Source organism: Falsibacillus pallidus, assembly GCF_050990905.1.
Lineage (GTDB): Bacteria > Bacillota > Bacilli > Bacillales > DSM-25281 > Falsibacillus > Falsibacillus pallidus_A.
In genome coordinates this window covers 3,313,962-3,327,063 of record NZ_CP158866.1, presented here as the reverse complement: position 1 = coordinate 3,327,063, position 13,102 = coordinate 3,313,962, and the positions used below count along the sequence as shown (strand labels likewise).

Sequence of the window (13,102 nt, the reverse complement as noted above, 5' to 3'; positions counted from 1 at the left end):
TTTTTTTAGTTCTCTTATACAAGTCCCAGCGCGCGAACGATTTGCGCAACAATGAATGTGACAAGCAATGCGATGCCGGTTGGGATGGCAAATGCGGCAAACGTCCATTTTTTGCTTTTCGTTTCCTTATAAATGTTGATGAGCGTCGTACCACATGGAAAGTGAAGCAAGGAGAACAGCATCATATTCAGCGCTGTCAGCCAAGTCCAGCCGTGGTCGAGAAATATTTGCTTTAATGAATTTAAATCATCTACCTCCGTCAAGGCGCCGGTTGAAAGGTACCCCATCAGCAAAATGGGAAGGACGATTTCATTTGCGGGAAGGCCGATGATGAACGCCATCAGGATATATCCGTCCAAACCAATCATTTGAGCGAAAGGATCCAGAAAATTGACGAAATGCATCAAGATGCTCGTATCGCCGATATAGATGTTGGCAAGCACCCAAGTGGCGATGCCGGCAGGGGCTGCTACTTTGACGGCGCGCATCAAAACACTCCAAGACTTATCGATGCTTGAACGGACAATTGTATTAATGATTTTTGGCCGTCTATAAGGAGGGAGTTCCAGTGTGTAATGGGTAGGAATCCCTTTCAATGCGGTTTTGGATAAGATCCAGGATACGGATAGAGTAACAACTATGCCGAATACGACCATCCCGACTACGACACCAGCAGTTACAAGCGTTTGAAAACCACCTGTGTATCCTGCAGCCATGAACAGTGAAGCAAGCAGGATGAGTGTTGGCCATCTTCCGTTGCAAGGTACAAAGTTGTTCGTTAATATGGCCAGCATCCGTTCTCGTGGAGATTCAATGATCCTTGTAGACATGGTGGCAGCGGCGTTGCAGCCGAATCCCATTGCCATCGTCAAAGACTGTTTTCCATGTGCACCGGATTTTTTAAACAGCCGATCCATGTTGAATGCAACGCGAGGCAGATAGCCGTAATTTTCGAGCAGAGCGAAAATAGGAAAGAAAATGGCCATAGGAGGGAGCATGACGCTTACTACCCATGCCGTGCCTCTGTATAGGCCCAGTACCAAGATTCCATGCAGCCATTCAGGAGAGTGCAAGTAATCGAAGCCTTTTGTTAAATACCCTTCCAGCCATCCGAAAAATTCGGCGAGCATGGAGGATGGAACGTTTGCTCCGGCGATGGTCAAATAGATCACTACGGCAAGCATGGCGAGCATAATCGGGAAGCCGAAGATCGGTGATGTGAAAATTTTATCGAGCTTTTCGTTTTTCTTTCCTTTATCCGTGTATGATGCCATAACAGCAGCTTTGCATATTTGGCGGGTGTTCCGGAAAATCAGGCCGACCATTTCATCGCGTGTATGGCAGTCTGCTAAGCTGTTTGCTTCAAGGACAAGGCTGTCAAATTCCTTATACTTGGACGCTAAGTGATGGTCCATGCGAAAGCCCCCTTTTGTTCGGTGCTGAAATCCTCTGCTTCAATTCATTGATCAAGCCTTCATCGCCGTCTAGGAGCCTGAGGGCAATCCAGCGGGCGGGATATTCATCGTGGAAGATTTCCTTGATCTTCGGTTCCAGCTGCTTCACTTTTTCCTCAATTTCCTTTGAGTACTGCACTTTGATTGGCGTAGTTTGGATTTCGCCGTTTACCATAGCGATTATGGCATCGAGGAGCTCAGTGATGCCTTCTTTATTCCTGGCTGAGATTTTTAAGACAGGCACCCCTAATTTTTTACTCAGCAATTGTTCGTCGATTTTGATTCCTTTTTTCCTTGCTTCATCAATGAGGTTCAGGCAGACAATAACATTGGATGTCATTTCAATGACCTGCAGGGCGAGATTCAAATTTCGCTCCAAGGAAGTTGAATCCAATACGACAAGGGTGACGGCGGGCTTTTCAAAGATGATATAATTCCGAGCAACTTCTTCATCGGCGGAATTTGAAAACAGTGAGTAGGTGCCGGGAAGATCAATCATGCGGTACGACATCTCTTTATGCCGGAAGTGTCCTTCAGCGTGGATAACTGTTTTTCCTGGCCAGTTTCCTGTATGCTGCTTCAACCCTGTTAGAAGATTGAACAGTGTGCTTTTCCCTGTATTGGGATTCCCCGCCAATGCAATGGTGATTTCATTTTGACGTTCCATCAGTAATCAACTCCCCTAAGATTTTTGAACTTTCTTCCTTCCTAAGAGCGATGGTCGTATCGCTCACATGAAAAGCAACCGGATCGCCTAAAGGACTTTTTTGCAGGACTCTAATTGTGTTCTCCGGTACAAACCCCAAATCCAATAATCTTCTTCTCATCGTGCCTTCCAAGTGAAGCTTTTTAATCAAAAATAGATCTCCAGTCGCTGCTTCGCTAAGAGGGACTAGCTTTAATGACTCCATGCGGTTTCACTTCCTCTAATAATTTTAGACCGAATCATAAAAGTTGCACTAAACCAACTTTTATCTTTGACAATATCCTATGCGGTGAAACTCAAAAAGTCAACAAAGAAAAATCGGGAAGTGACAGTCACGCCCCGATTTATGTCGATTCATAAGTAACACTCCAAGTGACAGGCACCACCCGATATTTGTCGAATGAAGATACCCTTTGACTGCGCACGTTTTTTTTACTACAATCATAATATGAGCATATATTCATATAAGAGGCATCCAAAAATTTATGGAATACTATTTTGGGTTAATGGATGGACATTAAGTTCCGTTTTTTCATATCAATAAACACAATTAGAGAAAGAGTCATTTTTCGGGAGGGAAGAACATGGCTGAATATAAAATACAGGGACTTTCCTGTGCGAACTGTGCACGGGAAATGGAAGAAGAAATCAATCGCCTTGAACATGGCGAAGATGCCAAAATTTTATTTAACAGCAGCAAGCTTGTGATAAATGATCAAATCGATCGAAAGCGGGTTGAGAAAATCCTTGCATCTGACGGAGCGCGGCTCGTGGTGGATTCCTGTGATGAACATGGGAAAGTGGACGGCCACGCTCACGACCATGATCATTCCCATGCAAATGGCGACAACTTGAAAATTCTGATTGGGTTGTCTGTCATCTTTTTTGCTTCGGCGATCTATATCGACTACCAATGGCATGATTTTGTCGCAATCATTTTTTACCTAACGGCAGCTGCATTGAGTGGGTATAAGACATTCGTGAAAGGGATTAAAAACCTTTTCCGCCTAAAATTCAATATCGATACACTCATGACCATTGCGCTGGCCGGGGCGTTCGGTATCGGTGAATGGCGTGAAGGAACGATCGTTGCCATCCTGTTTGGCATCAATGAGTACCTCGAAGGGCTTGGAATGGAAAAAGCAAGACGCTCCATGGAGGCACTGTTGAAAGTGGCACCGAAAGAAGCCATTTTGTTTGAAAATGGGAAAGAAAGAGTGGTTTCCATTGAGGAACTACAGGAAGGCGATATTGTCCTCGTTAAGCCGGGCGGCAAAATTCCTTCAGACGGATTGATTTTCGAAGGAATCAGTTCGGTCAATGAAGCTGCCATTACAGGGGAATCCATGCCAGTGGAAAAATTCGCAGGAGAGTCTGTCTTCGGAGGAAGCATCAATAATGAAGGTGTATTGAAAGTTAAAATTACAAAAGCCTATAAAGATTCATCGCTTTCAAAAATCCTTCATCTTGTAGAGGAAGCCCAGGAAACCAAAACACCGACGGAACAATTCATCAACCGTTTTGCACGCTACTATACACCGCTTGTGATGATTATCGCCGTCATAGTGATGGTAGTGCCGCCGTTATTTTTCAATGAAGACTGGGGAAGCTGGTTCTACCAAGGGCTTGCCGTCCTTATTGTCGGCTGTCCCTGTGCATTGATCATTTCGTCTCCAATTGCCATCATTTCAGGGATCACCCGAAACGCCAGACATGGAATTTTGGTCAAAGGCGGTGTATTCCTGGAGAAGCTCGGTAAAATTGATGCCATTGCATTTGATAAAACTGGCACACTGACAAAAGGGAAGCCTGCTGTAGAGCAAGTAAAGGTATATGATGAAGCTTCGTTCTTGAAAATTGCCGGAAGCATCGAGAAGAATTCTTCTCATCCGATTGCCGACGCGATCATGAGGAAAGTTTCAGAGCAGGAAACATCTTTCGCGGAGCCTGAACATATCCAAACAATCGCCGGCCAGGGTGTGCTTGCCACTATTGAAGGCCGCGAATACCGTGTCGGAAACGAAAAAACATTAGTGAACTTGCAAGTACCTCAAGAAGTTCAGGCAGACATCGATGCATTTAAACAACAAGGGCTTACGCTAGTAATTGTATCCGACGAAACACATGTACTTGGGATGTTCGGATTGACGGACGAACTGAGGGAAGAAAGCAAAGAGACCATTCACCAGCTGAACAGCATGGGCATCAAGACCATCATGCTGACAGGGGATCACAGCAAGACCGCTGAAAAAGTAGCCGGAACGGTTGGACTGACGGACTATTACGGCGACCTTCTTCCAGATGAAAAAGTCAACAAAATCAAAGAACTGACAGCGAGTGGAAAAACTGCCATGATCGGCGACGGAATCAATGATGCACCTGCCCTTGCCATTGCGGATTTGGGAATTGCAATGGGAAAAGGAACCGACAGTGCCATTGAAACGGCTGATATCGTCCTTATGCAGGACCACCTTGGCAAGCTGCCATCAGCCATTTCCATCGCCAAAAAAGTCAATCGCGTGATCAAATTGAACATCTCCCTTGCCCTTGCTTTGAAGCTCATTGCACTCTTGCTGACGATACCGGGCATGCTGACGTTATGGATCGCCATCCTTTCCGATATGGGCGCCACCATCCTCGTCACCCTCATCAGTTTGACAGTCATGATCGACCGGGAAAAATAGAAGGGATCAGATGCTGGGTTCAGAAAGCCCGGCATCTTCTTTTGTTGCAAGAAGGGTCTAAAAGTGATAAAATCCTCCGAAATACTTCTGAGAGAAAAGGTGATGGAACATGGGTGTACATAATTATTTTAAGAGTTTATCAGATTTGGAAAAGCTTCTCCGCTGTCCGGGGAAATTTAAATATCATGAACATTCTGTTGCCAGCCACTCTTTTAAAGTGACGAAAATCGCTCAATTTCTTGGCACAGTGGAGGAGAAATACGGGCATGAAGTGGACTGGCGCTCTCTTTATGAAAAAGCGCTGAACCATGATTATGCAGAGCTTTTCACAGGGGATATTAAGACACCGGTGAAATACGCTTCAAAAGAACTGAGGGAGCTGTTCAGCCAGGTGGAAGAAGAAATGGCAAAGAAATTCATTGAAAAAGAGTTCCCAGAAGAATATCAAGCCGTCTACCTCGAACGATTCAAGGAAGGTAAAGATGACACGCTTGAAGGAAAGATCTTATCAGTGGCCGACAAGATTGACCTTTTATATGAATCATTCGGAGAAATCCAAAAAGGAAATCCGGAGCCGCTCTTTCTGGAAATTTACCAGGAAGCCCTTCAGACCATCCTTCGATTCAAGGAAATGGACAGTGTCCAGTACTTCCTGACAAGCATTCTGCCGGATATGCAGCATGAGCGATTCATTGAGCAGAGTGAATTGAATATCATCACAAATCAAATGATCAAAGATGCATTAAAAGGGTAAAAAGGGAAAATTTCTTAAAATTCTGTTGCTTCTTCCTTCCAATATGTGAAAAAATAAGATTGCCAGAATATAGTCAATATAGAGGAGGAGCTTCTATGTTCGACAAAGTACTTTCCGCCATTTTTCTGCCTGGTCTGCTTGTCATATTATTCTCCAGGGTCACTTATAACAGGATTATCGGACTCGCACTGACGGTCGCACTCATAGCAGCATCAGCTTATAAAGGATATACACATACCCTTCCTTTGATTGTTGTTGATGCGGCATCGTTGACTCTCGGATTCTACTATGCAGAAAAAATATTGAAAAGAAACGTCTGATGAAGGTTCCATTCGGATCTCCATCAGGCGTTTTATTTTTGATTTTTTTATGTTTTATGTGAGTCATCTGGGGAACAATAAATATAGATTAATACCTATGAGGGTAAAATAGGGAGGAGAATACAGTATGTATTTGCGTACTTTTTTTGACGAACAGCTTGCTCAATATTCCTACTTGATCGGCTGCCAAAGAACCGGGGAAGCCATCATCATAGATCCGGCAAGGGATATAACTCCGTATATAGAAACGGCAAAAAAAGAGGGATTTCATCTCGCAGCTGCGGCAGAAACCCATATACATGCGGATTTTGTTTCCGGAGCCAGGGAACTCGCTGAAAATCATGGGGCTAAGCTTTATCTCTCAGATGAAGGCAATGCTGATTGGAAATATAAATATGTCGATAGCCTCTCTTATCAAGGATTAAAAGAAGGGTCCAGCTTCTCGATAGGAAATGTGCAATTTGAAGTGCTGCATACCCCCGGGCATACTCCAGAAAGCATTTCGTTCCTTTTGACTGATAAAGGCGGCGGATCTGAAGTACCAATGGGTATTTTCACGGGCGATTTTGTTTTTGTAGGGGATGTAGGACGGCCGGATCTTCTGGAAAAAGCGGCAGGTCACAAGGGATCTTCTGAACAGGGGGCTAAAGATATGTTCGCATCCCTGAAGAAGTTCAAGGAGCTTCCTGATTACGTACTTGTTTGGCCGGGGCATGGAGCTGGAAGTGCATGTGGAAAATCACTTGGGGCCGTTCCACAGTCCAGCGTCGGATACGAAAAGAAAAACAACTGGGCTTTGAAAATTGAAGATCAGGAGGAGTTCATTGAAAAGCTCTTAAGCGGACAGCCTGAACCGCCGCGATATTTCGCCATGATGAAAAAAATCAATAAAGAAGGACCTGATCTTCTTTCCCAATCCAAGACTCCTGTTATTGCCGAAAAAGAAAGATTGGAGCAGCTGCTGCAAAACAACCATACAACCTTCATTGATGCGCGTTCTGCAGAAGAATATGCGAAGGGCCACATCAAAGGGTTCATCAATATTCCTTACAATAAAATTTTTACAAACTGGGCAGGCTGGATCCTTGATTATGATAAAGACTTAGTGGTTTTGACAGATCAACATTCTTCAGTGAAGCATGCTCTTCAATCGATTGGATTTGATCGCATAGCCGCATTCGTTGAACCTGATGTCACTTCAAATTGGGGGGATGCCCCACTGGAAGGGTATGCATCTGTCCCTGCAGGTGAATTAATAGAACCAGCCACAAATGGCGAATATTTTGTGATAGATGTCCGGAATGACCAGGAATGGGAAGACGGCCATATCCCTGGAGCCCACCACTATCCGCTCGGTCATCTGGAGGAGCATCTTGATGAAGTCCCAAAAAATCAAAAATTACTGGTGCACTGCCAATCAGGTGCCCGCTCGGCAATCGCATCAGGCCTGCTGATGGCAAACGGATTCAAAAACCTCATTAATGTAAAAGGCGGCATCGCAGAGTGGAAAGAAGAAAACGGACCCATCCAACAAGGATAAATGAGAAATCAGAGATTCTTCCATTGTTTTGGAAGGATCTTTTTCTTTCTTCGGGAATCCACTTGAAAGCTTATAAGAATGGGGTTGAAATGAAAAAGGCGAAAATTTGTTCGCTTTTTGTTGGTTAGAAACGATGCCTTTGTGGTAGAATGAAATGGAGCTAAAAATTGTCAAATACATTTAGAATGAACGTTCACACTCATATATAGAAGCTAGAAAATTCGTTAGTATGGGAGGCTTTGTTTTGAAAGATCAATTTGAACTTGTATCGCAATATCAGCCGCAGGGCGATCAGCCGGCGGCAATAAAAGAACTTGTAAAAGGTATAAATGAAGGGAAGAAGCATCAAACACTACTCGGTGCAACGGGAACCGGGAAAACATTCACCATCTCAAATGTGATCAAAGAAGTAAACAAGCCTACTTTGGTCATTGCCCATAATAAAACGCTGGCCGGACAGCTATACAGCGAATTCAAGGAATTCTTCCCCAATAATGCTGTTGAGTACTTTGTCAGCTACTATGACTACTATCAACCGGAAGCCTATGTACCTCAAACGGATACCTTCATCGAAAAAGATGCCAGCATCAACGATGAAATCGATAAGCTTCGCCACTCGGCGACTTCATCCTTGTTTGAGCGCAAGGACGTCATCATCATTGCGAGCGTATCCTGCATCTATGGTTTAGGTTCCCCGGAAGAATATAGAGACCTCGTCCTTTCATTAAGGACCGGAATGGAAATTGAACGGAACCAATTGTTGAGGAAGCTTGTAGACATTCAGTACGAACGGAATGACATCGACTTCCGGCGCGGGACATTCCGAGTAAGAGGCGACGTCGTGGAAATCTTCCCTGCATCAAGGGATGAGCATTGCATGCGCGTCGAGTTCTTCGGTGATGAAATCGACCGGATCCGTGAAGTGGATGCTTTGACCGGCGAAATCATGGGTGACCGAGAGCATGTCGCCATTTTCCCGGCTTCCCACTTCGTAACCCGTGAAGAAAAAATGAAGATTGCCATTAAAAACATTGAAGAAGAACTTGAAGAGCGATTGAAAGTCATGAGGGAAAATAATAAGCTTCTTGAAGCGCAGCGCCTTGAGCAGAGGACTCGCTATGACCTTGAAATGATGAACGAAATGGGCTTCTGTTCAGGTATCGAGAACTATTCCCGCCACTTGACCCTAAGGCCCCCAGGTTCAACTCCATATACCCTTCTGGACTACTTCCCGGAGGATTTCATGATCGTCATTGATGAGTCCCATGTTACACTCCCTCAAATAAGGGGTATGTTCAATGGTGACCAGGCAAGGAAAAACGTCTTGGTGGAGCACGGATTCCGTCTGCCTTCCGCAATGGACAACAGACCGCTTAAATTTGATGAATTTGAAAGCAAGGTTCATCAGGCTGTATTCGTTTCAGCCACGCCGGGCCCTTATGAAATGGAGCATACTCCTCAAATGATTGAGCAGATCATCCGCCCGACCGGACTGTTGGATCCAACCATTGATATCCGTCCGATCGAAGGGCAGATCGATGACTTGATCGGTGAAATCAATGAGCGGATCGCCAAGAATGAACGTGTACTCATAACGACCTTGACGAAGAAAATGTCAGAAGACTTAAGCGCCTATTTAAAAGAAATCGGGATGAAAGTCGAATATCTCCACTCTGAAGTCAAGACACTTGAACGGATTGAAATCATCCGTGATCTGCGGGTAGGAAAGTACGATGTGCTTGTCGGAATCAACCTTCTAAGGGAAGGACTTGATATCCCTGAGGTTTCCCTCGTGGCGATACTGGATGCAGATAAAGAAGGCTTCCTCCGTTCAGAGCGCTCCCTCATCCAGACGATGGGAAGGGCAGCCCGAAATTCGAATGGACACGTCATCATGTATGCCGATAAAATCACCGATTCCATGCAGGCTGCCATTGATGAAACCACCAGGAGACGGGAAAAGCAGATTGCCTATAATGAAGAGCATGGCATTACACCACAGACTATCAACAAAGCGATCCGTGATGTCATCCGTGCCACTCAAGCAGCAGAAGATACCGAAGAATATCAACCATCAGAACGGAAGGCGAAGCTGACCAAGAAAGAAAGGGAAAAACTCCTCGAAAGTCTGGAGCACGAAATGAAAGAGGCAGCCAAGGCGTTGGATTTCGAACGTGCTGCACAGCTTCGTGACACGATACTAGAGCTGAAAGCGGAAGGATGACCGATATATGGGAATAGATAAAATCATTGTTAAAGGAGCAAGGGCTCACAACCTTAAAAATATTGATGTCAACATCCCAAGGGATAAGCTGGTTGTACTGACCGGGCTTTCCGGTTCAGGGAAATCCTCGCTTGCTTTTGATACGATATACGCAGAGGGGCAGCGGCGCTATGTCGAGTCCCTATCTGCCTATGCCCGCCAATTTTTGGGGCAGATGGACAAGCCGGATGTAGACGCCATAGAAGGGCTTTCGCCGGCCATTTCCATTGATCAAAAAACGACGAGCAGAAACCCGAGGTCTACAGTCGGGACTGTGACAGAAATCTATGATTATTTGAGATTGCTATATGCACGGGTGGGGCGTCCAATCTGTCCTATCCATGAAATAGAGATTACTTCCCAAACCGTCGAGCAGATGGTGGACAGAATCCTGGAATATCCTGAACGCACTAAACTGCAAATCTTGGCGCCGATGGTATCAGGACGAAAAGGCACGCATGCCAAGGCACTGGAAGAGATTAAAAAGCAAGGATATGTCCGCGTTCGCATTGACAACGAACTCCGTGACCTTGGAGAAGAAATCGAACTTGAGAAAAATAAGAAACATTCAATCGAAGTAGTGATTGACCGAATCGTTGTCAAAGAAGGAGTTTCTGCAAGGCTTGCAGATTCATTGGAAACAGCTTTGAACCTCGGGGATGGACGAGTCATCATCGACGTCATCGGTGAAGAGGAGCTGCTTTTCAGCGAACATCATGCATGCCCGATCTGCGGTTTCTCCATCGGGGAATTGGAGCCGAAGATGTTTTCCTTCAACAGTCCGTTTGGCGCATGTCCAAGCTGCGACGGATTGGGAACAAAATTGGAAGTAGACGAAGAATTGGTCATCCCGAACTGGGACCTGTCGCTCAAGGAGCACGCGATTGCGCCATGGGAGCCGACAAGTTCTCAATATTACCCGCAGCTGCTGGAAGCTGTCTGCAATCACTATGGAATAGACATGAACATCCCGGTGAAGGAGATTCCAAAGTCTTTATTTGATAAAGTTTTATATGGATCCGGCAAGGACGAAATCTATTTCCGCTATGAAAATGATTTTGGACAGGTCCGGGAAAATTACATCCAATTTGAAGGCGTCATCCCGAATGTGGAGCGCCGATATAAAGAAACGAGTTCAGACTACATCCGCGAGCAAATGGAGAAATATATGGCTCAGCAAAATTGTCCATCTTGTAAAGGACACCGTCTGAAGCCAGAGAGTCTGGCTGTGAAAATCGATCAGAAGCACATTGGCGAAGTGACGTCTTTCTCCATTGAAGAAGCTGACGAATTCTTTAAAGGCCTGGAGCTATCAGAAAAAGAAATGAAGATTGCCAATCTTATTTTAAGGGAGATCTGCGAGCGCCTAGGGTTCCTCGTGAATGTGGGGCTCGATTATTTGACCCTCAGCAGGGCTGCCGGGACGCTCTCCGGTGGTGAAGCACAGCGGATCAGGCTGGCAACGCAAATCGGTTCACGGCTTACGGGAGTGCTTTATATCCTTGATGAACCATCCATCGGACTTCATCAGCGGGACAATGACAGGCTGATTGAGACTCTTAAAAATATGAGGGATATCGGAAATACGCTGATTGTCGTTGAACATGATGAAGATACGATGGTTGCGGCAGATTACTTGATAGATGTCGGACCGGGGGCGGGGGTGCATGGAGGGCAGATCGTTTCTGCCGGTACGCCTGAAGAAGTCATGAATGACGATAATTCCTTGACGGGACAATATCTATCTGGGAAGAAGTTCATCCCTCTTCCAATCGAAAGAAGAAAAAATGATGGCAGATTCATTGAAATTAAAGGGGCAAAGGAAAACAACCTTAAAAACGTGAATGTGAAATTCCCGCTAGGCACCTTTGTTTCTGTCACGGGTGTATCAGGTTCCGGAAAAAGTACACTGATTAATGAAATCCTTCATAAATCGCTTGCCCAAAAGCTTCATAATGCCAAGAGCAAGCCTGGGGAGCATAAAGAAATCAAAGGGATTGAACATCTGGATAAAGTCATCGACATTGACCAGTCCCCCATTGGACGTACACCAAGGTCCAACCCTGCGACTTATACAGGTGTATTCGATGATATCCGCGACGTATTCGCTACAACCAATGAAGCGAAAGTCAGGGGCTACAAAAAAGGCCGTTTCAGCTTCAATGTAAAAGGCGGACGCTGCGAAGCCTGCCGCGGGGATGGAATCATCAAAATCGAGATGCACTTCCTGCCGGATGTCTATGTCCCTTGTGAAGTATGCCACGGGAAACGCTACAACCGTGAAACCCTTGAAGTGAAATACAAAGGGAAGAATATTGCGGATGTCCTTGAGATGACAATTGAAGATGCAGTTGAGTTCTTCGAGAATATCCCAAAAATCAGCCGTAAACTCCAAACTATCTATGATGTCGGATTAGGCTACATGACACTGGGACAGCCGGCGACGACGCTATCAGGTGGAGAAGCCCAAAGGGTGAAGCTTGCGTCGGAATTGCACAGGCGCTCAACCGGAAGGTCCCTTTATATCCTCGATGAGCCGACGACAGGTCTGCATGTCGATGATATTGCCCGATTGCTGGTGGTCTTACAGCGCCTGGTCGAAAACGGCGACACCGTTTTAGTCATCGAGCACAATCTCGATGTCATCAAAGCGGCTGACTATATTGTTGACCTTGGTCCGGAAGGCGGCGATAAGGGAGGCACCATTATCGCAACAGGCACACCGGAAAAAATCGCAGAAAGCCCTGAATCGTATACCGGCAAGTACCTGGCTCCGATCCTGAAGCGAGATCGCGACAGAATGAAAAAACGGTTAGAAGCCCAGGAAAAAGATAAAGTGACTTCCTAAAAATAAGCACCTTAGAGGATGCAGCCGCATTCCTTTAGGGTGCTTTTTTTAAAATACTGTCCGGGTCCATCATCAACTACATCTCGAGGCGGATGGAGAGCTTAATAGTGTATGACATAATGAGTTTGTGAATAAAATTAGAAATGCGGCTCTTTAAACAATATACCTGAAACCTTTTAAGAAGGGAGACGTATATAAAGCAAGGAGTTGAATATATGGAATCAAATAAGGCATTATCGGCATTGTGCTACTTCAGCATTTTCTTTGCGGGCTTTCTGCTGCCGCTGATTGTGTTTTTTGTATCTAGCGACCCTGAAGTGAAAAAGCATGCAAAATCATCGTTTCTCTCACATATCATTCCGTTGGCAGCTGTTCCGTTTATGCTTGCCGCTTTGATTTTTGATCAGCAGGCATTTCAGCCGGACGGAGGATTCCCAGTCTTTATCATCATTTCGCTGATTGTATCGTTTATTTTGACAGTATCTGTTGTGATTTGGAATGTGTATAAAGGGATAAAAGTACTTATATAAAAG

10 protein-coding genes are annotated in these 13,102 nt (G+C 45.2%); 7 read left to right on the top strand and 3 right to left on the bottom strand.

The genetic code is table 11. The annotated features are described in order from the left end of the window. Positions 1 to 14: 14 nt before the first annotated feature. The 3 genes from ABTV07_RS17420 to ABTV07_RS17410 are packed head-to-tail and all read right to left on the bottom strand — an operon-like array spanning position 15 to position 2,365. Entirely contained in the window at positions 15 to 1,415 is a 1,401-nt protein-coding gene (locus ABTV07_RS17420; protein ID WP_433744605.1) for a nucleoside recognition domain-containing protein, read from the bottom strand. Next, positions 1,387 to 2,121, bottom strand: a complete 735-nt coding sequence (locus ABTV07_RS17415) for a FeoB small GTPase domain-containing protein (protein WP_433744602.1) — start codon at positions 2,119 to 2,121, stop codon at positions 1,387 to 1,389. Before ABTV07_RS17415 ends, ABTV07_RS17420 begins: the two co-directional genes overlap by 29 nt. Next, positions 2,105 to 2,365 carry a FeoA family protein gene (locus ABTV07_RS17410; RefSeq protein ID WP_433744599.1) on the bottom strand — a complete coding sequence of 87 codons (261 nt, stop codon included), beginning with the start codon at positions 2,363 to 2,365 and terminating at the stop codon, positions 2,105 to 2,107. Before ABTV07_RS17410 ends, ABTV07_RS17415 begins: the two co-directional genes overlap by 17 nt. Before the next feature lie 379 nt (positions 2,366 to 2,744). Between ABTV07_RS17410 and ABTV07_RS17405 the strand changes: the two genes are divergently transcribed. The 7 genes from ABTV07_RS17405 (at position 2,745) to ABTV07_RS17375 (ending at position 13,099) form a co-directional block, all read left to right on the top strand. Beyond that, the gene (locus ABTV07_RS17405) at positions 2,745 to 4,844 is read left to right on the top strand and encodes a heavy metal translocating P-type ATPase (RefSeq protein WP_433744596.1); all 2,100 of its coding nucleotides are present in this window, start codon (positions 2,745 to 2,747) and stop codon (positions 4,842 to 4,844) included. A gap of 109 nt (positions 4,845 to 4,953) precedes the next feature. Next, the gene (locus tag ABTV07_RS17400; RefSeq protein ID WP_433744593.1) at positions 4,954 to 5,598 is read left to right on the top strand and encodes an HD domain-containing protein; all 645 of its coding nucleotides are present in this window, start codon (positions 4,954 to 4,956) and stop codon (positions 5,596 to 5,598) included. Between the two features lie 95 nt (positions 5,599 to 5,693). Continuing rightward, positions 5,694 to 5,918 carry a CsbA family protein gene (locus tag ABTV07_RS17395; RefSeq protein ID WP_433744590.1) on the top strand — a complete coding sequence of 75 codons (225 nt, stop codon included), beginning with the start codon at positions 5,694 to 5,696 and terminating at the stop codon, positions 5,916 to 5,918. A gap of 127 nt (positions 5,919 to 6,045) precedes the next feature. Continuing rightward, entirely contained in the window at positions 6,046 to 7,458 is a 1,413-nt protein-coding gene (locus ABTV07_RS17390; RefSeq protein ID WP_433744587.1) for an MBL fold metallo-hydrolase, read from the top strand. A gap of 244 nt (positions 7,459 to 7,702) precedes the next feature. Next, positions 7,703 to 9,682, top strand: a complete 1,980-nt coding sequence (gene uvrB / locus ABTV07_RS17385; RefSeq protein ID WP_433744584.1) for an excinuclease ABC subunit UvrB — start codon at positions 7,703 to 7,705, stop codon at positions 9,680 to 9,682. Between the two features lie 7 nt (positions 9,683 to 9,689). Then, complete coding sequence (gene uvrA / locus ABTV07_RS17380; protein WP_433744581.1) at positions 9,690 to 12,569, top strand: excinuclease ABC subunit UvrA; 2,880 nt, start codon at positions 9,690 to 9,692, stop codon at positions 12,567 to 12,569. Between the two features lie 215 nt (positions 12,570 to 12,784). Continuing rightward, positions 12,785 to 13,099, top strand: coding sequence for a DUF4870 domain-containing protein (locus tag ABTV07_RS17375; protein ID WP_433744578.1), 315 nt, complete (start codon positions 12,785 to 12,787; stop codon positions 13,097 to 13,099). Positions 13,100 to 13,102 lie beyond the last annotated feature (3 nt).